We start from the raw sequence: 23,586 nt of genomic DNA, 5'->3' as shown, positions 1-23,586 counted from the left end.
ACCGCCGAGGTGGAGCAGCTGGCGGAGGACTTCGTGCTCGCCGCCCTGCGCGCCAAGACCGCCGGCTTCGACGGGATCGAGATCCATGGCGCCCACTCCTACATCCTCTGTCAGTTCCTCAGCGCCGGCCTGAACCGCCGCACCGACCGCTACGGCGGCTCCCCGGAGAACCGCGCCCGCATCCTGCACGAGATCATCGACGGCATTCGCGCCCGCTGCCGCCCCGATTTCACGCTCGGCCTGCGACTGTCGCCCGAGCGCTTCGACCTGGAACTGGCCGAGATCCGCGACCTAGCCCAGGCGGTGATGGCGCAGGGAAAGATCGACTATCTCGACATGTCGCTCTGGGACGTGGCCAAGGAGCCGAACGAAGAGGCGTTCAAGGGCCGCACCCTGATGTCCTACTTCACCGAGCTGGATCGCGGGAATGTCCGGTTGGGCGTGGCCGGCAAGATCATGAGCGCGCAGACCGCCCGCGAGTGCCTGGCGAACGGCGCCGACTATGTCCTGATCGGCCGCGCGGCCATTCTGCATCACGACTTCCCGCAAAAGGTCGCCGCCGATCCGAACTTCACGTCCATCGCCCTGCCGGTCAGCCGCGAGCATTTGACGGCCGAGCGCCTAGGTCCGGCTTTCGTCGAGTACATGAACAACTGGAAGGGGTTCGTCGCGCAGCCGGCGGCCGTGTGAGCCCATGCTGTCCCATGTCTTCATCGGGACGAACGATCCGGAACGGGCGACGAACTTCTATCGCCCGATCATGGAGGCGCTCGGTTACCCGCTGAAGTTCATCGACCAGGAGCGCGGTTGGGCGGTCTGGACCTCGCCGGGCGGGGCGCGGCCCTACTTCCTGGTCGGTCGCCCGTTCGACGGCGAGCCGGCTCTGGCCGGCAACGGCCAGATGATCGCTTTGCTTGCGCCCAGCCGCGCGGCCGTGGACGAGGTCTACGCCCTGGCGATGTCAGGCGGCGGCCGCGACGACGGCCCGCCTGGACCGCGCCCGCAGTATCACGGCGACTATTATGGCGCGTACTTCCGGGACCCGGACGGCTGCAAGCTCTGCGTCTGCCGCCACGACCCGGATTAGAACCGCCTTACCGGAACCGGATCAGGGCTTCCTGCGAGGCGGAGGCGACCAGCTTGCCGTCGGCTGAGAATATCGAACCACGGTTGAAGCCACGCCCGCCCGACGCCGAGGGGCTGTCCTGCACATAGAGGTGCCACTGGCTGAAGTCGCTCGGGTGGTGGAACCACAGAGCGTGATCAAGACTCGCGACCTGCAGGCGTCCGGAGTTCCAGTCGACCCCATGCGGACGCAGCGAGGTATCCAGCAGCGTCATGTCGGACGCATAGGCCAGGGCGCATTGGTTCAAAGCTACGTCGGGGCCCAGCGGATCGCGCGCCCGGAACCACACCGATTGGGTCGGGTCCATGATCGGCGCCTGACCGTAGGGCATCGGATCGACAGGCCGGACCTCGATCGGCCAGGTGCGGCGCTGCTCTGTCGAGCCCGCGGCCGCGCGCAGTTCGTCCTCGTCCATCAGGCCGTCGGGACCGGGCGGGGTCGGCATTTCAATCTGATGCTCGAAGCCGGTCTCGGGGACCTGGAACGAGGCCGACAGGTTGAAGATCTGCTGGCCGTGCTGCAGCGCGGTCACCCGGCGCATGGTGAAGCTACCGCCGTCGCGCACGCGCTCGACCTTGAGCAGGATCGGGATCTTAGGGTCGCCGCCGCGGATGAAATAGGCGTGCATCGAATGGCAGACGCGGCCGTCGATCGTGCGATACGCCGCCGTCAGCGCCTGGGCGATCACCTGGCCGCCATAGATGCGCCGCGTCTCGCCTTCCGGCGTATGGCCGCGGAACATGTCGAGGTCGATGGCCTCGATATTCAGGATGCTGACCAGCTCGCTCATCAGAAGTTCGCGCTCGGCATGTCCTTGAGACGCGGCGCGATGCGGTCCTTGTCGGACAAGATCGCCTCGCCGGTGATCGGCCAGTCGATGCCCAGATCAGGGTCGCTCCAGAGCAGCGCGCCCTCGGTCTGCGGCGCATAGAGGCCGTCGACCTTGTAGAAGATCTCGCAATTGTCGGTCAGCGTGCAGTAGCCGTGCGCGAAGCCGCGCGGCACCAGCAGTTGCTCGCCGCCCTCGGCGGTCAGATTCGCGCCGACCCATTGGCCATAGGTGGCCGATCCGGGCCGCACATCGACCGCGACGTCATAGATCGCCCCGCGCAGCGCCCGCACCAGCTTGGCCTGGGCATGCGGCGCTTGCTGGAAGTGCAGGCCGCGTACGGTGCCGGCGGCGGCGTTGAACGCCTGGTTGTCCTGAACGAAGTCATGCTCCAGCCCGGCCTTGACCATGGCCTGGCGGCTCCAGGTCTCGGCGAACCAGCCTCGCGCATCGCCATGGCGCTTGGGCGTGATAAGCAGAACCTCGGGAATCAAAAGCGGCGTGATCGACGTCATGGCTGCCCGGTAAGTTGGAAACCGCCACCGCATGGACGAGCGCGCGCAGGAAGACAAGGCGCAAGCGCCCACGATCACCGTCTGCATCATCGCCTACAACTCCGGTCCGACCCTGCGGACATGCCTGGAGCGGCTGGCGGGCCAGACATTCCAGGACTTCGAAACCCTGGTGATCGACAACGCCTCGCCAGACCCCGGTGACGCCGCGATCGCGCGCGAATTTCCCTTCGTTCAATTGATCGAGAACAGCGAAAACCTGGGCTTCGCAGGCGCCGGGAACCAGGGCGCAAGGCTTGCGCGGGGCCGTTGGTACGTGCTGCTCAATCCCGACGCCTTTGCTCAGCCGAACTGGCTGGAGGAGCTGGCCGGCGCGGCCGAGCGCTATCCCAATCTGCTCTCCTTCACCTCGCGCCAGTTGATGGACGAGGATCCTGGCCTGCTCGACGGGCTGGGCGACGTGATGTCCGGCTATGGCATCCCCTATCGGGGCGGCTATCTGTCGCGCGATCCGGGCGACACGCCGGAGGGCGAGGTATTTTCCCCCTGCGGCGCCGCGATGATGATCGACCGGGCGCTATTCCTGAAGCTCGGCGGGTTCGACGAATTCTTCTTCTGCTATTCGGAGGACGTCGATCTCGGCTACCGGCTGCAACTCTCCGGGGAGCCGACGCTGTTGGTCCCGAGCGCGGTGATCCGCCACGTCGGTTCGGCCTCGACCGGAGGGCGAAAGTCGGAGTTCGCGGTGTTCCACGGGACCCGTAACCGCTTCTATGTCGTCTACAAGGACACGCCTGCGATCCTGCTGCCGGTCGTCGTGCCGCTGCACCTGATGGGCGTGGTCTATATCTCCAGCCGCCGAGAGAACTGGCCGCACGCCCATATCGTCTGGCGCGCGTTCAAGGAGTCGCTGAAGGGCCTGCCGACCATCCTGAAAAGCCGCCGCGCCGTGCAGCGAGCCCGCCGCGCCAGCGCCTGGGAGATCGCCAAGGCGATGACCTGGAACCCACGCGACCTGACCGGCCGTCGGCCGGTCATTCGCCCTTTGCGGCCCAGTCGATCAACCGCGCCATGAAGGCCCCGCCACGCTCCATTTGAGTCCGCTCAACATATTCGTCGGGCTGGTGCGCCTGGTCGATTGAGCCAGGTCCGCAGATGACGGTCGAGAAGCCCGCCTCCTGGAACTGCCCGGCCTCGGCCGCGTAGGGCACGACACGCGGCGGACCGTTGTCGCCGGCCAGACGGCGAGCGAAGGCCTCGGCCGCGCCGTCCTTCTCGGGCGACAGGCCCGGCGTGCCCGACCGGCGCTCGATCTTGGCCCCCGCCACCGGGAACAGCGCCTTCAGCCTGGCGTCCAGCGCTTCGACCTCGGCGACGAACGGAGCCAGGATCTGCATCGGAGCCTGGCCAGGCGCGCTGCGCAGGTCGAACTGGAAGGCGCACTCGCGGGCGAGGATATTGCCGGCCGTGCCGCCATGGACCACGCCGATGGTCAGGGTGGTATGCTTGGGCAGGAAGGGCGAGGCCGGATCGGCTTCCCGCTCCAGCCGCTCGGCCAGGTCCGACAGCGAAGCCATCAGCTTCACCGCCTCCATGATCGCCGAGACGCCCAGATGGGTCTGGCTGGAATGGGCTTCCTTACCGTTGACCGTCACCTTGAAGGTAGAGATGCCTTTATGGCCGGAGACCGCCACCATGTCGGTCGGCTCGCCCACCACCACCAGGGCCGGGCGCGGCAGCTCGGCGCCGATCACTGCAATCATGTCCGGCGCGCCCAGGCAGCCGATTTCCTCGTCATAGGAAAAGGCCAGGTGGACCGGCTTCTTCGGGTCTGACGCCACCAGCCCCGGCACGGCGGCCAGCGACAGGGCCAGGAACCCCTTCATGTCGCAGGTCCCGCGACCATAGATGCGGCCATCATCCTTCGCGGTCAGCTTGAAGGGGTCGGTGGTCCAGGCCTGACCATCGACCGGCACCACGTCGGTATGGCCCGACAGCACCACGCCCCCCTCGACGTTCGGGCCGATAGTCGCCAGCAGGTTCGACTTCGTCCCGTCATGGTTCGGCACCCGCCGATGGGCGACGCCGTGGCGGTCGAGATAGGCTTCCACCCACTCGATGAGGGCCAGGTTGGAGAGCCGCGAGGTGGTGTCGAACGCCACCAAGGTCTCAAGGATGTCGAGCGCGCGAGGCGTGAGGGCTTCTGAAGTCGGCATGACCTGACCCTAGACCTCGCCCTCGCCTGTCTCCAAGTCAGGAAGGCTGAAAGCTTGACGGATTAGTCAGGAACGCGCCCTAGACGGGCGCCATGATCCTGACCCTCTCCTGCCCCGACCAACGCGGCATTGTCGCCCGCGTCTCCGCCTTCCTGTTTGAGCGCGGGGCCAACATCCTCGACGCCCAGCAATATGACGACCAGGAGACCGGCCGGTTCTTCATGCGCGTCGTGTTCGACGCCTTGGACGCAGACATCGAACTGCTACGGACCGAATTCGAGACCCTGGCTCAGGGCTTTTCGATGCGCTGGAGCCTGCGTGATCCGAAGGTGAAACGGAAGGTGATGATCCTGGCCAGCCAGCAGGATCACTGCCTGGCCGACCTGCTTTATCGCTGGCGGCGCGGCGAACTGCCGATGGAGATCTCGGCGGTGGTGTCGAACCACCCCAAGGAGACCTACGCCAATCTCGACATCTCCGACGTGCCCTTCCACCACCTGCCGGTGACGCGCGAGACCAAGGTAGAGCAGGAAGCGGCGATCTGGCGGCTGATCCAGGAGACCGAGACCGAGCTGGTGGTCCTAGCCCGCTATATGCAGGTGCTGTCCAATGATCTCAGCGCCAAGCTCGAAGAGCGCTGCATCAACATCCACCACTCGTTCCTGCCAGGCTTCAAGGGCGCACGGCCCTATCACCAGGCCCACGAGCGCGGCGTAAAGGTGATCGGGGCCACCGCCCACTACGTCACCGCCGATCTCGACGAGGGCCCGATCATCGAGCAGGACGTCGAGCGCATCAGTCACCGCGACACCCCTGCCGCCCTGATCCGCAAGGGCCGCGACATCGAGCGCCGCGTCCTGGCCCGCGCCGTTCGCTGGCGGCTGGAAGACCGAGTGCTGCTGAACGGCGCCAAGACCGTGGTGTTCACGGACTAGCCTGTGTCTCTCCCTCGGGAGAGGTTAGGTGAGGGGGCCGCGCAGCCGCTCTTCGGCCTGCGCGACCGCCCGCCCCTCACCCGGCCTCTCCCCAACGGGGAGAGGAGAAGTCTCCCACCATGCCCCTGAGCGTCTTCGGCATCGTCCTCTTCGCGGCCCTGTTGCACGCGAGCTGGAACGCCATCGTCAAGGGCGCGCCGGACAAGCTGCTGACCACCATACTGGTCGCGGCCTCGGCGGCGGCGATCTCGGCCCTCGCCCTGCCGTTCCTGGCCCAGCCGGCCCGCGAGAGCTGGCCGTTTCTCGCGGCGTCGGCGGTGCTGCAGGTCGGATATTATCTGCTGGTCGCCCGCGCCTATCGCGGCGCGGACATGAGCCAAGCCTATCCGCTGATGCGCGGGACCGCGCCGCTGCTGGTCGCTCTGGTCAGCCGGTTCTGGCTGGGCGAGCATCTCAGCCCGGCCGCCTGGGCGGGCGTCGCCTTGATTTGCAGCGGCGTGCTGAGCCTGGCGTTGGCCGGACGCGGAGCCAATGTCCAGGGCGTCCGCGCGGCCCTGCTCAACGCCGTGGTCATCGCCAGCTATACTCTGGTCGATGGGGCCGGAGTGCGCGCCTCGGGCGAGCCAGTCGCCTATACACTGTGGCTCAACCTGCTAAGCGGCGTCCCGCTGCTGGTCTGGGTACTGGCCGCACGCTGGCGGACCTTCCTGCCCTATGCCCGCGCGCACCTTGGCCTGGGGATAATCGGCGGCGCGGGCACCCTGACCTCCTACGGACTGGCGCTCTGGGCCATGACCCACGCCCCCGTGGCGGTGATCGCCGCCCTGCGTGAAACCTCGATCCTGTTCGCCACGGTCATCGCCGTGGTGGTCCTGAAGGAAAGACTGAGCCCCGCCAGGATCGCGGCGGCCGGCCTCATCGCCGTGGGGGCCATCGTCCTGCGGTTGGCGTGATCGGATCACAACAAATATTTACATCGTATAATAGTGCCGTCATCCTGCTTCAGACGAGACGCGGAGCGCGACCTTGACCGACCTCATCCTGGCCATCGCCCATCACCTGTTGATCTTCAGCCTGGCGGGCATACTCGCGGCCGAGTTGGCGATGATCCGGCCGGGCCTAGCGGGCGCTGGGCTCAAGCGCCTAGGGATCATCGACCTGCACTACGGCCTGATCGCCGGGTTGATCTTGGCGGTCGGCTTCGCCCGCGTGTTCTACGGGATCAAGGGTCCTGAGTTTTACCTCGGCAACCATGCCTTCTGGGCGAAGATCGCCGCGTTCCTGGTGGTCGGGGTGCTGTCGGCGCCGCCGACCGTGCGCATCCTGCAATGGCGCAGGCGCGCCAAGGCAGAGCCGGACTTCGCGCTCTCCCCCGCCGACGTCGCCGGGGTGCGGCGGTTCATGATCGCCGAGGTCGCGGTGTTCGCCCTGATCCCGGTCTTCGCCGCAGCGATGGCGCGGGGGTATGCGGCGTAGGGGCGCCCACCCTCGTCATCCTCCGGGCTCGCGAAGCGAGATCCGGGGACCCAAGCGGGCTCAGCCATATTCTGCAAATCAGCTTGGGTCCCCCGGATCAGCCTTCGGCTGACCGGAGGATGACGAGGAGTTGCGCTAGCCGATCCGGCTCGACATGCCGCCGTCGACGAACAGCACCGTACCGGTGATGAAGCGCGCTTCGTCGGACGCCAGGAACAGCGCCGCATAGGCGGTGTCCCAGGCCGTGCCCATCTGGCCGCTCAGCGGCACCCGTGCGTTGCGCGCGTCGCGCACCGCCTGCTGCTCCTGACCGCTGGCCGAGGCGATGCCCGCCACCGCCATCGGCGTGTCGAGCAGGCCCATGGCGATGGCGTTGCAGCGCACGCCCTTGCCGGCGTTGGCCTGGGCGATGCTGGTGGTCAGCCGGTTGAGCGCCGCCTTGGAGACCTCGTATGCCACCTGGGCGCCGCCAGCGATCGAGGCCAGGGACGAGATGTTGACGATCGAGCCGGCCCCCTGCTCGCGCAGGGTCGGCAACACCGCCTTCGAGACCTGCCAGGCGCCCTTCAGATTGACCGCCAGTATGCGGTCGAAGGCGTCCTCGGTCAGCTTGTGGGCCGGACCATCCCCGCCTCCGCCGACGCCTACATTGTTGACCACGATGTCGATGCGCGGCCAGCGCGCCTTGGCGGCCTCGATCATGGCGACGCACTCGTCAGCCTTGGTGATGTTGGCCGCGAAGGCGGCGGCCTTGCCGCCCTCGGCGACAATCATCGAGGCGGTCTCCTCGGCGCGCTCGGCGAGCCGGTCGACGCAGAGAACCTCGGCCCCCTCACGCGCGAACAGCATGGCCATGGCGCGGCCGTTGCCGATGGTCTCACCCGGCGTCTGGCCTGCGCCGACGACGATGGCGGTCTTGCCCGCGAGCCGCATGTTCAGAATCCCTTCAGGTCGGGATCGAGGGTCTGCCCGGCGTCGAGCTGCACGCCGAACGAATTCAGGATCATCGAGACCTGAGTGTACTGGCCGGCGGTGAACACCACGTCCATGCACTGCTTGTCGCTGAAGTGCGCCTTCAGGGCGGCCCAGGTGGCGTCGGTGATGAACTGGTCGTGGTGCAGCTCGTCAGACGCCCGCAGCAGGGCCTGATCGGAAGGGCTCCAGCCAGGCGCATCCGCGCCGCCCTTGATCCGCGCGACTTCGTCCTCGGTCAGACCGGCGCGGACGCCGATCGGCACGTGCTGGGTCCATTCGTAGCCCGACTTGCAGAGGAAGCCGATACGCAGGATGACGATCTCGCGCTCGCGGGCCGGCAGGTCGTTCTTCTTCGACAGCACATAGTTGCCCCAGGCCAGAAAGCCCTTCGCGGCCTTCGGGGCCTGGATCATAGTGCGGAAGATGTTGATCACCCGCTCACCCATCGGGGCGACGATCTCCTGCTGCTCGGCGTCCATTTCGGCGTTCTGAAGCGGCGCGATCCGCGGGCTGGTGAGACGCATCTGCTGGTTTCCCCTTGGTCTGGTTTGGCCGACACCAAACAGGGGCGCAGCGCCGGGCGCAAGCCTTCAAGCGCCCGGTATGGAGGCCGCCCATGCCGCAACGGAATGCTGAAAATGCCTGGCCTCCGGCGGTCGGGGAGCCGACACTGCCGCCACAAATCACATTGGGGACCAGGAAAATGGCGATCTCACTCTACGACGTCAGCGTAGCTTCATTCCTCCAGACGCTGAACGGCGTGGCCGGCTTCCTGGAGCGGGGCTTGGCGCACTGCCAGGACAACAACATCGACCCACAAGAGATCGTCGAGGCGCGCATGTGCCCCGACATGTTCGACTTCCGCTTCCAGATCATTTCGGTGGCGCACCATTCGCTCGGCGCGATCGAGGGCGTGAAGGCCGGGGCGTTCTCGCCCGGTGGCGATCAAAGCGTGACCGACTACGCCAGCCTGCAGAAACTCATCAATGATGCGATCGCCGGGCTCAAGGCGCTCACCCCCGAGGAGGTCAACGCCCTCGAAGGCAAGGACGTCGCCTTCGTGTTCGGGGACCGGAAGATTCCGTTCACGGCGGAAAACTTCCTGATGTCGTTCTCGACCCCGAACCTGCATTTCCACGCCACGACCGCCTACGACATCCTGCGCGCGCGCGGCGTGCCGGTCGGCAAGCGCGACTATATGGGTCCGCTGCGCATGAAGGTGGCCTAGGCCTACCCTAGATCCTCCCCCAGTGGGGGAGGTGGATCGACGCGACGCGTCGAGACGGAGGGGGAGAGCCCTTGGCGACAACGGCCAAAGTCCCCCTCAGTCAGCCCATCGGCGGACTGCTCCCCCAGAGGGGGAGCATCTCCGGCCTAGCCCTGCTGAATACGGCCAGGCGCCGGCAGCACGTCGATCAGTTCGATGCGGAAGATCAGCACGCTGTTGCCGGGGATTTCGCCGCCGCCCGCGCCTTCTTCGCCGTAGCCCATTTCCGGCGGCACGAAGAGGATCCACTCATCGCCCGGACGCATCAGCTGCAGGGCTTCCTTCCAGGCCGGGATCAGGGCCGGCAGCGGCATGGCCGCCGGCTGGCCACGATCATAGGAGGAGTCGAAGATCTTCCCGGAGACCAGTTTGCCTTCGTAGTGAACCTTCACCTCGTCCTGCGGACCAGGCTTCAGGCCGGTAGTGGGGCCGGACTTGACGATCTTGTACTGCACGCCAGACGGCAGGGTCTGGACGCTTTCGGCCTTGGCGTTGGTCGCCATGAAGGCCTTGGCCTCGGCTGCCGATTTCGCCATCTCGGCGGGATCGGCGCCGCCCTTGTTGCAGCCGGCCAGCGCCAGCACGGCGGCGAGAACGGGGATCAGAAGCTTCATGCCGGGACCTTCCTAGACAGCGCGGGGCGGATAGCCGGACTCGCGCAGGGCTTCCATGATTTCCTGGGTGTGCTGGGCGTCGCGGGTCTCGATCATGATATCGAACTCCGCGCCCTTGGCCGGGACGTCCAGCGCCAGGCGGTTGTGGGCGACCTCGACGATATTGGCGCCCATCTGACCGATCACCGCCGAGACGGTGGCCAGCAGGCCAGGACGGTCGTCGCCGATGATCCGCAGCGAAACGAGCCGCTGGTCGCGGACCAGTTCACGGGTCAGAACCGAGGCCAGCAGGCGGGTGTCGATGTTGCCGCCCGTCACGATCAAGCCGACCTTCTTGCCCTTGAACTTGTTGGGATAGGCCAGCAGGGCCGCCAGGGACGCGGCGCCCGCGCCCTCCACGACAGTCTTCTCGACGTTGCAATAGAGGGCCACCGCACGCTCGAAGTGGGGTTCCTCGATCAGCAGGACATCGTCGATCAACGGCCGGGCGATGGCGTAGGACAGCTCGCCGACCTGTTTGACCGCGATGCCTTCGGCGATGGTCGCCCCGCCGCTGGAGCCGTTCACGCCGCGCATCTTGGCGGTGAAGGATGGATACATGGCCGGCTCGACGCCGATCACCTCGACCCTGGGATTCAGCGACTTGGCCACCGTGGCGCAGCCAGCGATCAGCCCGCCGCCGCCGATCGGAATGGGCAAGGACTCCAGGTCCGGCACGTCCTCGAACATCTCAAGCGCCACCGTGCCCTGGCCGGCCATCACCTGTAGGTCGTTGAACGGGTGGATGAAGGCCAGGTCGCGCTCGGCCTGAAGCTTCATCGCCACCTCGGACGAGGCGTCGTAATTGTCGCCCTCCAGCACAACATTGGCGCCGTGCGCGCGGGTCTGCTGCACCTTCACGAACGGCGTGGAGCGCGGCATCACGATGGTCACCGGAATGCCCAGTCGCGCGGCGTGATAGGCCAAGCCCTGGCTGTGATTGCCGGCCGAGGCGGCGATCACCCCACGTCCGCGTTCGTTGTCCGACAGCTGGAGCAGGGTGTTGAGCGCCCCGCGCTCCTTGTAGGCCGCAGTGAACTGCAGGTTCTCGAACTTCACCCACACCTCGGCCCCGGTAATCTCCGACAGGGTCCGCGAATGACGGCAGGGCGTGCGTTCGATGTGCCCCTTCAGTCGCTCGGAGGCGGCGCGGATGTCGTCGATGGAAAGCGTCATGTCAGAGCCGATGTGGGAGGAGGGGCCACGTCTAACGGCGCAGCCCCCTTATCGCAATGCGGGCGGTTCCGTGGGCAAGGCCTGGGCGCTTTCGGGCCGGCATCTGACGTCGCTACGCGGATCCAATTGGACCCACAAGTTCCCACTTCGTTCTTGCCCGCGACAAGACTTTCGGACAGGATCTCAACTCAGGCGAGTGGGGGACAAGCGATGATCAGGCCTTGTGCGGAACTCTATGCGGATTTTCCAGATGACCAGATCGAGGATGAGGATGGCGAGATCACCCAGTTCGGCGGGCGCGGGGTCGCCGAGGCGATAGCCGCCATTCTGCGGCTCTTGGGATACGATGTCTCGCCACCTCAACATCGACAGGAAAACGGCTGGAACTTCGAAATCACGCACCAAGGCAAGAGGGTGTGGATGCAGGTGTCGGACCTTGGCGAGGTGTATATTCTTGCGACCGAGTACAAGCCGAAGTTCAGTTTGTTCAAGAAGAGCGACCCCACCTACCCGGAGCTTTTGACGCGGTTGAACGCCCAATTGCGGGCCGATTCCCGCTTTCACAAAGTGTGGTGGCGCCTGAGGAACGATGTGCTGGCCGAGGCGCCAGGCGCCAGCGAACCGGTGGGCGTCTAGACTTGCCGCCGCCGCCTCTCATCCCCCCTGCCGCGACGGCCGCCGAGGCGCGCGCCTTGCTGGAGGCCACAGGCTGGCGGCAGGTCGGCGTGGGCGATTGGTCCTGGGTCCTTGCCGATCAGACCGATGCTATGGCCGCGCGAGTGACGCCCTTCGATCCAGCTTATCGGCTACATGCCCAGGCCTGCCTGGACGGACCGCCGAACCGGTGGCTGCCGAAGATCGACGCCATCCTGCCGCTGCGGCGTGAGGGTTATGTCGTGGTCATGGAGCGGCTGTGGCCGGCCGAGGAGGAACGTGCGGCGGCTTTCTGCGCCGCACTCGGTATTCGGAACGACAGCGGCTATGCGCCGCCTGGCGATCTTCCATTCTCCGAGGCCGACGACCACCTCATCGCGCTAAAGGCGCGCATCCAGGCGCTGATCGACGAGGGCGCCGAGCGTTTCAAGCTCTGGGGCGGATCCGATATCCGGCCCGGCAACGTCATGGCCGACGCAAAGGGCCAGCTGAAGCTGGTCGATCCGGTCTTTGTTCGGGGCCTGGGAATTGTCGAAGCGGTGCGCGACGGCCGTCACGACCTGCTGATGGATTTCTCTCGAGAAGCGCTGGAAGATTTCATGACCATCCCGCCCTTCCAACCCGGTGAGGACACCGACGCCCTGCGCCGCCGCCTCAGCGAGGTCTACGCCGCCTAGAGCAGGTCGCCACGGCCCTTGGCCTTCAGGGCGTCAACGCCCGCGCGGACCGCGGTCGGCGCATCGCGGCGGGTGACCAGCACCACGCCATTCTCGACCACCACCACGATATCCTCGACCCCCGCCAGCACTACGACCGGGCCGTCGGTGCGGGCCAAGCAGTCGCGCGTCTCGACCGCGACAACATCACCCTCCAGGGCGTCGCCCGAGGCGGTCTTGGGCGACAGCTCCCAGAGCGCGCCCCAATTGCCAATGTCGGCCCAGCCGATATCGGCCTCGACCACGCTGGCGCGGTCAGTCTTTTCCATGACGGCCACGTCGATGGCGATGCTGGGGGCGGAAAGGAAAGCCTCGCCCAGGGCGACGAGATCGCCCGCGCGGTGAGCGCCGGCGAGGGCCGCCTCGGCTGCGGCCGCCACCTCCGGCGCGAGCAGCCGGGCCTGGTCCAGGAACGCGCCCGCCTTGAACATGAACATGCCGCCGTTCCAACTGTAGTCAGGATCGGCGACGAAGCGTTGGGCGGTCTCAAGGTCGGGTTTCTCCACAAAGCTCGCGACCTTGCGAACCGCACCCTGGCCGGTGGCCTGGATGTAGCCGTAAATCGTCGCCGGACCCGTGGGCTTGAGACCGAGCAACACGATCTCTCCGGCCTCGGCCGCCGCTCGGCCCGCCTCTATGGCGGCCAGCAACGCGCCCACGTCGGCCACCAGATTGTCGGCGTGCAGCAACACCATCAGGGCGTCAGGATCGATTTGCGCGCCATAGGCGGCCACGGCGACCGAGGCCGGCGCGGTGTTGCGCGGCGCCGGTTCGGTGATGATCGCGGCGGGCGCAATGGCGACCTCGGCCAACTGCTCGCGCGCCATGTCCGCCTGGCTCGCCGCGCAGATGACGACCGGCGGTTCAAAGCCCTCGCCGGTCAGTCGCAGGGCGGTGTCCTGGATCAGGGTGTTGGAGCCGCCGAGGCGATGGAACTGCTTGGGCCGGGCGGTGCGGGAAAGCGGCCACAGGCGCGTGCCGGCGCCGCCGGACATCAGCACGGGGATGATCTTGCGGGACATGGTGAGGCTCAAGCTGCGTCCGCCGCCGGTGGGTCGAACTCGGAGACGAGATGCCCGGGGGCGACCTCGCGCAATTGCGGGGCATAGACCGGCGCGGCCGGGTCGGGACTAAGCTTCGAAGGCAGGAACCGCAGCGCACTGCGCGGGTCCATCGGCGAGGGCGGCTCGCCGACCAGGCGAACACGCTTGCGGCTGCGTTCGCGGACCGGATCGGGGATTGGCGCCGCCGACAGCAGGGCCTGGGTGTAGGGGTGTTGGGGCGCGGCGTAGAGCCGTTCGCGGTCGGCCTCCTCCATCACCCGGCCCAGATAGAGCACCATCACGCGGTGGCTGATCTCGCGCACCACCGCCAGGTCGTGGCTGATGAAAATCATCGCCAGGCCCATCTCCTTCTGGAGCTGGATCAGCAGGTCGATAATCTGCGCACGGATGGAAACGTCCAAGGCGGACACCGCCTCGTCGCAGATCACCAGTTTTGGGCGCAGGATCATGGCCCGGGCGATGCCGACCCGCTGGTTCTGGCCGCCCGAAAGCTCGTGCGGATAACGGTTGATCAAGGCGGGCGACAGGCCCGCCCGCCCCATCATCTCCCGCACGGCCAATTCACGGTCCGCAGACTTCAGGTCCGGCTGGAAGACACGCAGCGGTTCGGCGATCGAGTCGCCGATGGTCATGCGCGGATCGAGGCTGGCCAACGGATCCTGGAATACGATCTGCAGGTCGCGACGCGCGGCGCGCATAGACTCGCGGTCGGCATGGGTGATGTCGCGCCCGAGCACCGTCACGGCGCCGCCGGTGGGCGCTATCAAGTTCAGCACCGCGCGCGACAGGGTGGACTTGCCGCAACCGCTCTCGCCGACCACGCCCAGCGTCTCGCCCTGACGCACCTTGAACGACACGCCGTCGACCGCGCGCAGCAGCTTGTGGCCGCCGAACAGGCCGTGATTGACCGGGAAGTGAACCTCGATGTCCTTGGCCTCGACAACGACCGGCGCGTCGGCGGCCACGGGCGCGAGGGTCGGGCGCCCGCCTCGGTCGGCGCGGTCGAGGCGCGGGATCGCCTCCAGCAGGGCGCGCGTATAGGGGTCTGTCGGCGTGGAGAAGATCGCCTCGGCCGGCCCCTCCTCGACATAGGCGCCGCTCTTCATCACGCAGACCCGGTCGGCGAGGCGGGCGATCACGCCCATGTCGTGGGTGATCAGCACCATGGCCGTGCCGGTTTCGCGGCCAAGCTCGGCCATCAGATCGAGGATCTCGGCCTGGACGGTGACGTCGAGCGCGGTGGTCGGCTCGTCGGCGATAAGGAGTTCGGGCGAACAGGCCATGGCCCCGGCGATCATCACCCGCTGGCGCATTCCGCCGGAGAGCTCGTGCGGATATTGGTCGAGCCGGCGCGCGGCGTCGGGGATCCGCACCCGCTGCAGCCAATCCTTGGCATGGGCGCGGGCGGCCTTGTCGGACATGCCCAGATGCAGCCGCAACGGTTCGGCGATCTGCTCGCCGATACGCACATGCGGCGTCAGGGCGGTCAGCGGATCCTGGAAGATCATGGTCATCTTGGACCCGCGGATCTTGTTCAGCGCGCGCGGCTTCAGGCCCAGGATCTCCTGGCCCTGAAACTTGGCCGATCCGGAAAGCCGGCCATTGGCGGCGGTCAGGCCCATCACCGCCATGAAGGTCTGGCTCTTGCCCGAACCGCTCTCGCCAACGACCCCCAGGACTTCGCCGCGATCGACCCGCAGAGAGACGCCGCGCACCGCATTGACGATCCCGTCATGGGTCCGGAAATCGATCTTGAGGTCTTCGATGGAAAGGACGGGAACGGCCAAAGCGACCTCGACGCTGAAAAGTAGAGGCGGACCATAGCCCGCGATGTAGGCTTTGCGAAACCACGCGCCGCAACTGGCGTCTGGCGCTATAGAATGGCGAATGTGAGCCCGCTAGTGACCCCGACCGCCCCGCCCCGTCCGGCCCTGTTCCTCGACCGTGACGGCGTGTTGAACGAAGACCCCGGCTACGTCCACCGCTGGGAGGACTTCCATTGGATCTCGGGCGCTCGCGAGGCGGTCGCCGCGTTCAATGCGGCCGGGTGGTGGGTGTTCGTGGTCACCAACCAGTCCGGGGTCGGGCGCGGCTACTACGCCGAGGACGACGTGATCGCCCTGCACGCCAAGATGTCCGAGAGCCTAGCTGAGGCCGGAGCCCACATCGACGCTTACTATTACTGCCCGCAACATCCGGACGCGGCGCTCGAAACCTACCGCCATCCCGATCCGCCAGATCGCAAGCCGAACCCCGGCATGATCCTTCGCGCTCTGAACGAGTGGCCGGTGGACGTTTCGCGTTCGATCATGATCGGCGACAAGCCGTCCGACCTGGAAGCCGCCCGCCGGGCCGGAATCCGGGGGCTGTTGTTCTCGGGCGACGACCTGATGGCCTTCCTGAAAAAGGAGCTCGCGCCAGCATGACGGCAGCGCCAATGATCGACGTCCGGGGCGTCGTCTACGACTATCCGACAGCCCGCGCGCTGCATGGGGTGTCGTTCACGGTGGAGGCCGGCGCCGTCCTGGCCATGGTCGGCCCGAACGGGGCGGGCAAGACGACCCTGCTGCGCTGCATGGCGGCCCTGGACAATCCTATCGAGGGCGAGATCACGGTCGCCGGCCTCGACACCCGCACCGATCCGCGTGGCGTGCATGCGGCGATCGGCTATCTGCCCGATTTCTTCGGGCTCTACGAAGAACTCTCCGTCCGCCAGGCGCTCACCTATGCGGCGCGTTCGCGCGGCATGTCGACGGTCGATACGCCCAAGGCGGTGGATGAGGCCGCCGCACGCGTGCAACTGACCGACCGGATCGAAATGCGCGCCGGCGAGTTGTCGCGCGGCCTCAAGCAACGCCTCGCCATCGCCCAGACCATCGTCCACCGCCCGCGCGTGCTGCTGCTGGACGAGCCGGCCGCCGGTCTCGATCCCGAGGCCCGCCGCTCGCTATCCGACCTGATCCTGCGCCTGGCCGGCGAGGGCATGACCATCGTGGTCTCCTCGCACATCCTGGCTGAGCTTGAAGACTACTCCACCCGCATGCTGATGATCCGCGACGGGGCGGTGGCCGGCGGCGGCGTGGTCGCGGCCGGCTCTGGCGCACGCGATGGCCTGCGGGTCAGCGTCTCCTTCACCGACCCGCCCGAGGATCTCACCGATCGGCTTACGGCCATCGGCGTGACGCTCGAGCGTCAGGAGGGCGACGAGGTCCTGCTGCTGGCCCCCGATGGCGAAGACGATGCGGCCCTGCTGGCCCGGTTGATCGGCGCGGGCCTGAAGGTCCGCGCATTCCAGCCTACGCGCCGCACTTTGGAAGACGCCTATCTGGCCGAGGTCACCCGATGAACCCCGAGTTCCAGCGCAACCTCTGGCTTGAAGCCTCGCCCCGCCGCATCGCCTGGGCGGGCGTCGTGCTGCTGCTGATCTATGGCGCGGCCGTGGCCTTGACCCGCAACAACCCTTACGGCGCCTTCCCGGCGCTGGGCGGGGTCGGCGCGGTGGTGTTCGTCGCCTGCGCCATGCTGTGGGGCGCGCGCGCCAGCGGGAACTCGATCCTCGCCGAGATCGCCGACCGCACCTGGGACTTCCAACGGCTCTCGGCCCTGCCGCCATGGACCATGACCTGGGGCAAGCTGTTCGGCGGATCGAGCCTGGCCTGGATGTGCGCCCTGACCGGCCTCCTGATGATGGTGATCGCCGGGGTGGTCGGCGGCGTCGTCGGGCTGGGCGTCACAGTCATTTTCATGCTCGCCCTAGCTGTCCTTCTGCAGGCCGTTTCGCTGGGCGCGGCGCTCATTGGGGTCCGCAAAGCCCGCGCGGAGGGACGAACGGCCCGCGCCAGCGGCGTGCTCGGCGGGCTGATCATCGGCGCGATCCTGCTGTCTTGGGTCGCCGGGTCTGCTGGCTTCCAGCGCGGCATGGGCACCGAGGGTTTCGGCGCGCTGTTCAGCGCGAACGGCATGGTCGACTGGGGCGGACGCCTGTGGCCGGCCGCGGGTTTCCGCGCATTGGCGCTGTCGCTGTTCGCCGCCTGGGCGGTGGTCGGCGCATGGAGGCTGATGCGCCTCGAACTGCAAATGCAGAACGCGCCCGTCGTCTGGCCCGCCTTCCTGATCTTCCTCGCCATCTTCGCCGGCGGCTTCATGCTGCGGACCCAGGGTCTCGCAGCCGGCCTCGCCGTCGGCTCGCTGGTCGTGGCGCTCAGCGCCTATGCGGCCGCGTTCGCCGAGCCCGCCGACCGCGTTCGGCTGCGCCAATTCGTTCAGTTCGCCAGCAAGGGCGATTTAGCCCGCGCCGCGCCGCTCACGCCCGCGCCTCTCGCGCCGCTGCTGATCGCCACCCTCCTGGTGCTCGCAGCCTTCGCCACCTCCAACGGATCGCTGATGACGCCGGAACTCGGTCAGGCCGGCGCCTTGATCGCCTTCCTGCTGCGCGACCTAGGAGTCATCGCCTTGTTCCGGATGGGCGAGCGCCCGCAGCGCGGTGACTTCTCGGCCGTTGTGGCCCTCGGCCTGCTCTATGGCGTCGGCGGCAGCATCGGTTGGGCGGTGGGCCACGAAACGGGCGGCGCCCTCTTCGCCCCGCTGGCCCATGCGCCCCTGATCAGCTTGGTGTCGGGACTGGTTCAGGCTGCTGTGGTCTGGACGCTGGCCGTCAGGCGGATCGGGCTCAGCGCCCCTCCATCTGTTCCAGCATCCGTTCCAGCGACCTGAGCTCGTCGGCCTCACCCGCCGGCTTGTCCCAACGGATACGGCTGATACGCGGGAAGCGCATGGCGACGCCGGACTTGTGCCGGGTGGAACGTTGCAGACCTTCGAAGGCGACCTCGAACACCAGGCCGTGGTGGATGTCGGCGCGCACGGCCCGCACCGGTCCGTAGCGATCGACAGTGTTGTCGCGCACGAACTTGTCGATCTGCTTCAGCTCCTCATCGGTGAAACCGAAATAGGCCTTGCCCACCGGGGTCAGAGCGCGGGCGCCATCCTCCCCCTCGGTCCAGACCCCGAAGGTATAGTCGGAATAGAAGCTCGAGCGCTTGCCGTGGCCGCGCTGGGCGTACATCAGCACCGCGTCGATCAGGAACGGATCGCGCTTCCATTTGAACCACGGCCCCTTCGGACGCCCGGCCTCATAGATCGAGTCCCAGCGCTTGAGCATCAGGCCCTCGGCGATCTGGGCGTCGCCGGGCGGGGGTTCGCCGCGCAGCGCGGCCAACTCGGCCCAGGTCGCAAAGGGCTGCATCGGCGACAGGTCGATCCGGCTGGTCTTCAGCCGCCCGACAAAGGCTTCCAGCCGCACGCGGCGCTCGGCGAAGGACAGGACGCGTGTGTCCTCGCCCGCCTCGGACAACAGATCATAGGCCCTGATTGCAGCGGGGAAGTTCATCAGCAGCTTGGCGTCCACGCTCTTGCGGTTCAGCCGTTGCTGCAGGTCGGCGAAGCTAGCCAGGGCGCCGTCACGCATCACCAGCAGTTCGCCGTCAATCGCGCCGTCGAACTCCAGGGCTTCCAGCACATCGGGAAAGGTCCGCGAGATGTCGTCGCCGTTGCGAGTGTAGAGCCGGCGCAAGCCACCCTCGTTCACCGCCTGGACCCGAATGCCGTCCCACTTCCATTCGGCGGCGTAGTCGGCGGGATCGAGCTTGCCGAAGTCGACCGCCTCATCGAGGGCCTGGGCCAGCATCACCGGCCGGAAGCGGCCCGGCGAGTTCGCCGAAGGCCGGTCCGAACGCCCCTCCAGCCAGGCGAACAGATCCTCATAGGGCGGATGGAGAGCATGCCACACCTCCTCGACCTCGGCGACCTGAACCCCACCCAGATCGGCCGCCGCCTGTTTAGCCAGCCGGGACGAGACTCCGACCCGCAGGCCGCCGGTCATCAGCTTGAGCAAGGCCCACCGCCCGGTCGTTTCGAGGGAGTCCAGCCAAGCCTCGATCAGGCGCTGAACCTCGGTGCGCGAGGCGCCTCGCAAGGCGTCGATCACCTCCGACAGTTCCGGCTCACGATTGGCGCCGGGTCGGGATGGCCAGACCAGCGCGACCGTCTCGGCCAGATCGCCGACATAGTCGTAGGACCAGCGGAACAGGGTCGGATCCATCCGCTCCTCCACCGCCTTGCGGATGAAGGCCGGCTTGGCCGCATTGAACGACAGGTCGCCGGTCAACGCCGCCAGCGCCCAGCCACGGTCGGGGTCCGGCGTCTGAGCCAGATAGTCGCGCACCAGGGTCAGCTTGGCGTTCCGCGAGCCGGTCAGCGACAGTCGGTCCAGCAGCTCGGCGAAGGCGCGCATCAGTCCTCCGCCTCGTCGTCGTAGCCGACGAGGGCCAGCGCCCGCGCTTTGATCCCGTGCAACTCGGCCCAGCGAGCCAAGGCTTCTTCTCTGCCATGGGTGATCCAAAGCTCGCCGGGGCGGATTTCATCGACCGTGGCGATCAGTTCATCCCAGTCCGCGTGGTCGGAGATCACCAGAGGAAGCTCGACGCCCCGCTGACGCGCGCGGGCGCGCACCTGCATCCAGCCGGACGCGAAGGCGGCGACCGGATCGGGGAACCGCCGCGACCAGCGGTCGGCCAAGGCCGAGGGCGGCGCGATGACGATGGCCCCGGCGAAGTCCTGCTTGGTGGCGGATGTGGCTGGCTCCAGCGGTCCAAGGTCGATCCCGTGGGCCTCATAGAGCCGGTTCAGCCGCTCCAGCGCGCCGTGGACGTAGATCGGCTGATCCCAACCGGCCTCCCGCAACAATCGGATCACCCGTTGCGCCTTGCCCAGCGCATAGGCGCCGACGATGTGCGAGCGCTCCGGGAACTGGGCCACCGAACGCAGCAGCCGCGCGATCTCGTGGCCATCGTCGGGGTGACGGAAAACCGGGAGCCCGAACGTCGCTTCGGAGATGAAGACGTCGCAAGGCACGGGCTCAAACGCCGGGCAGGTCGGATCGCGACGGCGCTTGTAGTCACCCGACACCACCATGGTCAGGCCCTTCCAGCGCACCACCGCCTGGGCCGAGCCCAGCACATGTCCAGCGGGGACCAGGCTGACCTCCACGCCATCTCTGACGACGCTCTGACCATAGGCCAGTGGCTGGGTGCTTCCCGCAAAGTCCTGGCCATATCGCTCGGCCATGATGGCCAGGGTCTCCGGCGTCGCGATCACGGTTCCGTGGCCGGCGCGCGCGTGATCGGCATGCCCGTGCGTGATCACCGCCCGCGTCACAGGTGACACCGGATCGATGAAGAAGTCGCCGGGCGCGCAGTAGAGCCCCTGGGGCTTCGGGCAGAGCAGGCTCTCTGGACGGATCATGGCTTCTGATATGGGCCCGGCGGCTGCGCACGGTAGGTTACAGAGTATTCATATTGTGAAATCGACATCATGACCGAGACGTAACGAGTATTCGAGAGTGACGTTCCTTATACCTGCGACATCGGGACGCGGACGCCGGGTCCCACGCAAATCAAAGGAGCTTCCCATGTCCAATAATTTCGCTTTCAACGGTATCGCCAACCTCGTCCTCGCCGCCACGCCGCTGCTCGCCGTCGTCCTCGCGGTCTACACCCAGGCTTTCGGCCAGATCTAAAGGCGGCGTCCGTTGACCCGCCGTCACGTTGACCGATAGGCGGAGGCGCCTCAAACAGCGGACATGACAATGTCCCCAGAGGCCCTTCGCGAGATAGCGCGGAACATGGTGGAAACCGTTCCGCAGGCCTCCGCCCTCGGCTTCAAACTACACTCCATCGAGCCTTCCAGAGGCTCCATTCTGACACCCTGGCGCGAAGACCTGGTCGGCGATCCCGACACCGGCGTCATCGCCGGAGGGGTGATCACCGCCCTGCTTGATCATGCCTGCGGCTTGGCCACCATCTCCATGGCCACCGACAGCAAGACCCCGTTCTCCACCGCGACCCTGGACCTGCGCATCGACTATATGCGCGCCGCCACGCCGCGCGCGGACATCATCGCCGAAGCGCACTGCTACAAGCTGACCCGCAGTGTGGCCTTCGTGCGGGCCCACGCCTACGACGGCGATCCAGCCGACCCCATCGCCACGGCCCAGGCCGCCTTCATCCTCAAGCGGGGTCCCGTCGCATGAGCGAAGCCGCCGAACGCCTCGAGACCTTCCTGGGCCGCGTTCCGTACGTCCGCTTCCTCGGCATGCACGCCAAACTGGCTGGCGACGAAATGACCGCTACCCTGCCGTTCGCCCCGCACCTGGTAGGCAACACCGTGATGCCGGCCTTGCACGGCGGGGTCCTTGGCGCCTTCATGGAGATGACCGCCCTGGCTCAGCTCTCAGTGATCTCGCCCCCGAGTAGCCGGGTTCCAAAGACCATCGACATCGCCATCGAGTACCTGCGCCCCGGCAAGGCCCAGGTCACCTATGCGCGGGCTGACGTGCGAAAGGTCGGCCGCCAGATCGCCAATGTTCACGTCGAGGCTTGGCAGGAGGCGCGCAGCAAACCGGTCGCGTTCCTGCGCGGCCACTTCCTGCTCAGAGGCGCCTAGGCCGCCGCCTGACGGTCGGCGCCCTTGTGGCGCGCGGCGTGGGCGGCGAGCGCGAAGTCGAACACCGCTATGGCCGCCACCACGCCCAACGCCGTCAACGCCACCGCCCGCCGAGGATTGTCGCGCCCGACCGCCCGGCTGAGCATGGCCAAATCCATGACGTCGCCGCCGGCGCGTAGCCAGAACCAGGGCGAAGGCTTCACCGGCGAAAGCAACCCCGCGCCGGCCGCGAGTTCGCGAGCGCCGAACGCGCTCATCGCCTGCTCGTCTTCAATGCCGATGAACCGCGCCACCTTGTTCGGCGCGGCCACCGCGAACAGGCCGACGCCCACCGAACACAGACCCAGGACTCGTTTCACCACCAGCAGAACCATTCGCGCCTCCTCGCAAAGCTAAGGTGCAATGACGCCGGACGAGGCCTTGAGTTCCGTCAAGTGGCCGGCAGCGCCTTCCGCTCCGCCGCGATCTTCGCCAGCTCGCCTTCCGCGGCCTTCACCGCCGCGGCGTCTTCCTTGGCCTTGGCCTGCATGAGCTGGCCCGACGCCTCCATCTCACGCACCGGCAGCAAGTGGCTGTCGTCGGCGCGCTTGAACGGCTTGGTCTGGATGCGTTCCAACACCTTGCGCTGGCGCTCGGCCTCCGCTCCCTCGCCAGTCCCATAGCTGAAAATGAACGCATCGATCTTGGCCTTGAGAGCCGGATCGAGGTCCTTGCGCCAGACCATCGGGTCCTCGGGAATCAGCGGCGAGGTCCAGATCACCTCGATGTTGCCTAAGGTCTTCTTCGACAGGTCGGTGCCCATCATCGCCATGCGGTCCATCGAGGCGGTGTTATTGGTGGCCGCGTCCAGCAGGCCCTGACCGACGGCAAAGAGGTTCGCCTCGTGATTGGTCGAGCGCACGGTGCGGAAGCAATCGTTGGGATCGATGCCGCGCGGGGCGAACAGATAGGTCATCGGCGCCAGGGTGCCGGAGGTCGACTTGGCGTCGCCCATCCCGAAGGTCAGGCTCTTGTCGCACTTGAGCAGCTTGTCGAGCGTGATGCCTGAGCCCTTCCGGACAACCACAACGGCGTTGTAGCCGTCCGGCCCGTTCGGCTTCACGGTCCGCGCGAACACCTCGCCATTGGCGCGGCGCACCGCCTCCAGCCCCGACTGATTGGTGAACCAGCCGACATCGGTCTGCTTGAAGCGCATCGCCTCGATCAGGGCTGTGTAGTTGGTGCCGAAGAACGGCTTCACCGGAATGCCGATGGCCTTTTCCATGTCGGCCAGGAAGGGCCCCCAGTCGTCCATCTGGGTCTGCCGACCCTCGGTCGACATGATCGAGAAATTGACCGCCACCGGCTCGGTCGGCGCCGGTTCGCTCGCCTTGTTACAGGCTCCTAGCGCCATAATCGAAGACAGGACGGCGGCAAGGCCAAGGCGTCGCGTGATCATCAGAATTTCCCCCGGGGCGGTTCGGACCGGCTTTTCCTCCGGTTCCGTGA

Annotated in this window: 26 protein-coding genes and 1 pseudogene; 14 read left to right on the top strand and 13 right to left on the bottom strand. The window is 67.0% G+C overall.

The features are described from left to right. Window positions 1-690 (top strand): annotated as a pseudogene (locus Q8M13_RS01860) (NADH:flavin oxidoreductase); the annotation flags it as partial. A 4-nt stretch (window positions 691-694) separates the two neighbouring features. Then, window positions 695-1,087 (top strand): VOC family protein, encoded by a 393-nt coding sequence (locus Q8M13_RS01855; protein ID WP_305297921.1) that lies wholly within the window; start codon window positions 695-697, stop codon window positions 1,085-1,087. A 7-nt stretch (window positions 1,088-1,094) separates the two neighbouring features. Here the strand turns inward: Q8M13_RS01855 and Q8M13_RS01850 are convergent, their stop codons facing one another. Together Q8M13_RS01850 and rfbC are read right to left on the bottom strand one after the other, a co-directional pair. Beyond that, window positions 1,095-1,916: an acyl-CoA thioesterase II gene (locus Q8M13_RS01850; protein WP_305297920.1), complete on the bottom strand. Its 822-nt coding sequence runs from the start codon at window positions 1,914-1,916 to the stop codon at window positions 1,095-1,097. Then, entirely contained in the window at window positions 1,916-2,470 is a 555-nt protein-coding gene (gene rfbC / locus Q8M13_RS01845; protein WP_305297919.1) for a dTDP-4-dehydrorhamnose 3,5-epimerase, read from the bottom strand. Before rfbC ends, Q8M13_RS01850 begins: the two co-directional genes overlap by 1 nt. Before the next feature lie 31 nt (window positions 2,471-2,501). On the opposite strand from rfbC, the gene Q8M13_RS01840 reads away from it, so the two are divergent. Next, the gene (locus Q8M13_RS01840) at window positions 2,502-3,542 is read left to right on the top strand and encodes a glycosyltransferase family 2 protein (protein ID WP_305297918.1); all 1,041 of its coding nucleotides are present in this window, start codon (window positions 2,502-2,504) and stop codon (window positions 3,540-3,542) included. Here Q8M13_RS01840 and argE read toward each other — a convergent pair. Continuing rightward, window positions 3,502-4,683, bottom strand: coding sequence for an acetylornithine deacetylase (argE, locus tag Q8M13_RS01835; RefSeq protein ID WP_305297917.1), 1,182 nt, complete (start codon window positions 4,681-4,683; stop codon window positions 3,502-3,504). The genes Q8M13_RS01840 and argE overlap by 41 nt on opposite strands. Before the next feature lie 92 nt (window positions 4,684-4,775). Here argE and purU point away from each other — a divergent pair, with 92 nt between their 5' ends. The 3 genes from purU to Q8M13_RS01820 all read left to right on the top strand — a co-directional run bounded on the left by purU (window position 4,776) and on the right by Q8M13_RS01820 (window position 7,094). After that, a complete protein-coding gene (purU, locus tag Q8M13_RS01830) occupies window positions 4,776-5,618 on the top strand; it encodes a formyltetrahydrofolate deformylase (RefSeq protein WP_305297916.1) in 843 nt (280 codons plus the stop codon). A gap of 119 nt (window positions 5,619-5,737) precedes the next feature. Further along, on the top strand, window positions 5,738-6,571 hold the full coding sequence (locus Q8M13_RS01825; RefSeq protein WP_305297915.1) for an EamA family transporter: 834 nt from the start codon (window positions 5,738-5,740) through the stop codon (window positions 6,569-6,571). Window positions 6,572-6,644: 73 nt separating this feature from the next. Beyond that, on the top strand, window positions 6,645-7,094 hold the full coding sequence (locus tag Q8M13_RS01820) for a DUF2214 family protein (RefSeq protein ID WP_305297914.1): 450 nt from the start codon (window positions 6,645-6,647) through the stop codon (window positions 7,092-7,094). Between the two features lie 135 nt (window positions 7,095-7,229). Here the strand turns inward: Q8M13_RS01820 and Q8M13_RS01815 are convergent, their stop codons facing one another. Then, window positions 7,230-8,027, bottom strand: a complete 798-nt coding sequence (locus Q8M13_RS01815; protein WP_305297913.1) for an SDR family NAD(P)-dependent oxidoreductase — start codon at window positions 8,025-8,027, stop codon at window positions 7,230-7,232. A gap of 2 nt (window positions 8,028-8,029) precedes the next feature. After that, complete coding sequence (locus tag Q8M13_RS01810) at window positions 8,030-8,593, bottom strand: carboxymuconolactone decarboxylase family protein (protein ID WP_305297912.1); 564 nt, start codon at window positions 8,591-8,593, stop codon at window positions 8,030-8,032. Window positions 8,594-8,772: 179 nt separating this feature from the next. Between Q8M13_RS01810 and Q8M13_RS01805 the strand changes: the two genes are divergently transcribed. Next, window positions 8,773-9,297, top strand: a complete 525-nt coding sequence (locus Q8M13_RS01805) for a DUF1993 family protein (RefSeq protein ID WP_305297911.1) — start codon at window positions 8,773-8,775, stop codon at window positions 9,295-9,297. A gap of 146 nt (window positions 9,298-9,443) precedes the next feature. Here the strand turns inward: Q8M13_RS01805 and Q8M13_RS01800 are convergent, their stop codons facing one another. Together Q8M13_RS01800 and Q8M13_RS01795 are read right to left on the bottom strand one after the other, a co-directional pair. Further along, window positions 9,444-9,950: an FKBP-type peptidyl-prolyl cis-trans isomerase gene (locus Q8M13_RS01800; RefSeq protein ID WP_305297910.1), complete on the bottom strand. Its 507-nt coding sequence runs from the start codon at window positions 9,948-9,950 to the stop codon at window positions 9,444-9,446. 12 nt (window positions 9,951-9,962) lie between these two features. Beyond that, window positions 9,963-11,165, bottom strand: coding sequence for a threonine ammonia-lyase (locus tag Q8M13_RS01795; protein WP_305297909.1), 1,203 nt, complete (start codon window positions 11,163-11,165; stop codon window positions 9,963-9,965). A 126-nt stretch (window positions 11,166-11,291) separates the two neighbouring features. Here Q8M13_RS01795 and Q8M13_RS01790 point away from each other — a divergent pair, with 126 nt between their 5' ends. Then, complete coding sequence (locus Q8M13_RS01790; protein WP_305297908.1) at window positions 11,292-11,801, top strand: hypothetical protein; 510 nt, start codon at window positions 11,292-11,294, stop codon at window positions 11,799-11,801. 2 nt (window positions 11,802-11,803) lie between these two features. Then, complete coding sequence (locus Q8M13_RS01785) at window positions 11,804-12,496, top strand: hypothetical protein (RefSeq protein ID WP_305297907.1); 693 nt, start codon at window positions 11,804-11,806, stop codon at window positions 12,494-12,496. Here Q8M13_RS01785 and Q8M13_RS01780 read toward each other — a convergent pair. Together Q8M13_RS01780 and Q8M13_RS01775 are read right to left on the bottom strand one after the other, a co-directional pair. Then, window positions 12,493-13,557, bottom strand: coding sequence for a mannose-1-phosphate guanylyltransferase (locus tag Q8M13_RS01780; RefSeq protein WP_305297906.1), 1,065 nt, complete (start codon window positions 13,555-13,557; stop codon window positions 12,493-12,495). The genes Q8M13_RS01785 and Q8M13_RS01780 overlap by 4 nt on opposite strands. An 8-nt stretch (window positions 13,558-13,565) precedes the next feature. Next, complete coding sequence (locus tag Q8M13_RS01775) at window positions 13,566-15,386, bottom strand: dipeptide ABC transporter ATP-binding protein (RefSeq protein ID WP_305297905.1); 1,821 nt, start codon at window positions 15,384-15,386, stop codon at window positions 13,566-13,568. 93 nt (window positions 15,387-15,479) lie between these two features. Between Q8M13_RS01775 and Q8M13_RS01770 the strand changes: the two genes are divergently transcribed. From Q8M13_RS01770 to Q8M13_RS01760, 3 genes are read left to right on the top strand one after another with little or no spacing between them, the layout of a single operon-like run. Beyond that, the gene (locus Q8M13_RS01770) at window positions 15,480-16,025 is read left to right on the top strand and encodes an HAD family hydrolase (protein ID WP_305297904.1); all 546 of its coding nucleotides are present in this window, start codon (window positions 15,480-15,482) and stop codon (window positions 16,023-16,025) included. Further along, on the top strand, window positions 16,022-16,945 hold the full coding sequence (locus Q8M13_RS01765) for an ABC transporter ATP-binding protein (RefSeq protein WP_305297903.1): 924 nt from the start codon (window positions 16,022-16,024) through the stop codon (window positions 16,943-16,945). Before Q8M13_RS01770 ends, Q8M13_RS01765 begins: the two co-directional genes overlap by 4 nt. Further along, window positions 16,942-18,312, top strand: coding sequence for a hypothetical protein (locus Q8M13_RS01760; protein ID WP_305297902.1), 1,371 nt, complete (start codon window positions 16,942-16,944; stop codon window positions 18,310-18,312). Before Q8M13_RS01765 ends, Q8M13_RS01760 begins: the two co-directional genes overlap by 4 nt. Here Q8M13_RS01760 and Q8M13_RS01755 read toward each other — a convergent pair. Both Q8M13_RS01755 and Q8M13_RS01750 read right to left on the bottom strand, forming a co-directional pair. Next, the gene (locus Q8M13_RS01755) at window positions 18,269-19,888 is read right to left on the bottom strand and encodes a cisplatin damage response ATP-dependent DNA ligase (protein WP_305297901.1); all 1,620 of its coding nucleotides are present in this window, start codon (window positions 19,886-19,888) and stop codon (window positions 18,269-18,271) included. The genes Q8M13_RS01760 and Q8M13_RS01755 overlap by 44 nt on opposite strands. Beyond that, complete coding sequence (locus Q8M13_RS01750; protein WP_305297900.1) at window positions 19,888-20,898, bottom strand: ligase-associated DNA damage response exonuclease; 1,011 nt, start codon at window positions 20,896-20,898, stop codon at window positions 19,888-19,890. Before Q8M13_RS01750 ends, Q8M13_RS01755 begins: the two co-directional genes overlap by 1 nt. Before the next feature lie 343 nt (window positions 20,899-21,241). Here Q8M13_RS01750 and Q8M13_RS01745 point away from each other — a divergent pair, with 343 nt between their 5' ends. Both Q8M13_RS01745 and Q8M13_RS01740 read left to right on the top strand, forming a co-directional pair. Beyond that, window positions 21,242-21,685: a PaaI family thioesterase gene (locus tag Q8M13_RS01745; protein WP_305297899.1), complete on the top strand. Its 444-nt coding sequence runs from the start codon at window positions 21,242-21,244 to the stop codon at window positions 21,683-21,685. Next, window positions 21,682-22,098: a PaaI family thioesterase gene (locus tag Q8M13_RS01740; protein ID WP_305297898.1), complete on the top strand. Its 417-nt coding sequence runs from the start codon at window positions 21,682-21,684 to the stop codon at window positions 22,096-22,098. The genes Q8M13_RS01745 and Q8M13_RS01740 overlap by 4 nt, the downstream gene beginning before the upstream one ends. On the opposite strand, the gene Q8M13_RS01735 is transcribed toward Q8M13_RS01740, so the two are convergent. Beyond that, on the bottom strand, window positions 22,095-22,472 hold the full coding sequence (locus tag Q8M13_RS01735; RefSeq protein WP_305297897.1) for a hypothetical protein: 378 nt from the start codon (window positions 22,470-22,472) through the stop codon (window positions 22,095-22,097). The two genes, Q8M13_RS01740 and Q8M13_RS01735, sit on opposite strands and share 4 nt — an antisense overlap. 56 nt (window positions 22,473-22,528) lie before the next feature. Next, window positions 22,529-23,536, bottom strand: coding sequence for a phosphate/phosphite/phosphonate ABC transporter substrate-binding protein (gene phnD / locus Q8M13_RS01730; protein WP_305297896.1), 1,008 nt, complete (start codon window positions 23,534-23,536; stop codon window positions 22,529-22,531). Window positions 23,537-23,586: the final 50 nt, after the last annotated feature.

Origin of the sequence: Phenylobacterium sp., from assembly GCF_030681155.1 — a bacterium.
In the GTDB taxonomy this organism is placed as follows: domain Bacteria; phylum Pseudomonadota; class Alphaproteobacteria; order Caulobacterales; family Caulobacteraceae; genus Phenylobacterium.
This window is presented reverse-complemented; position numbering and strand designations above follow the sequence as displayed.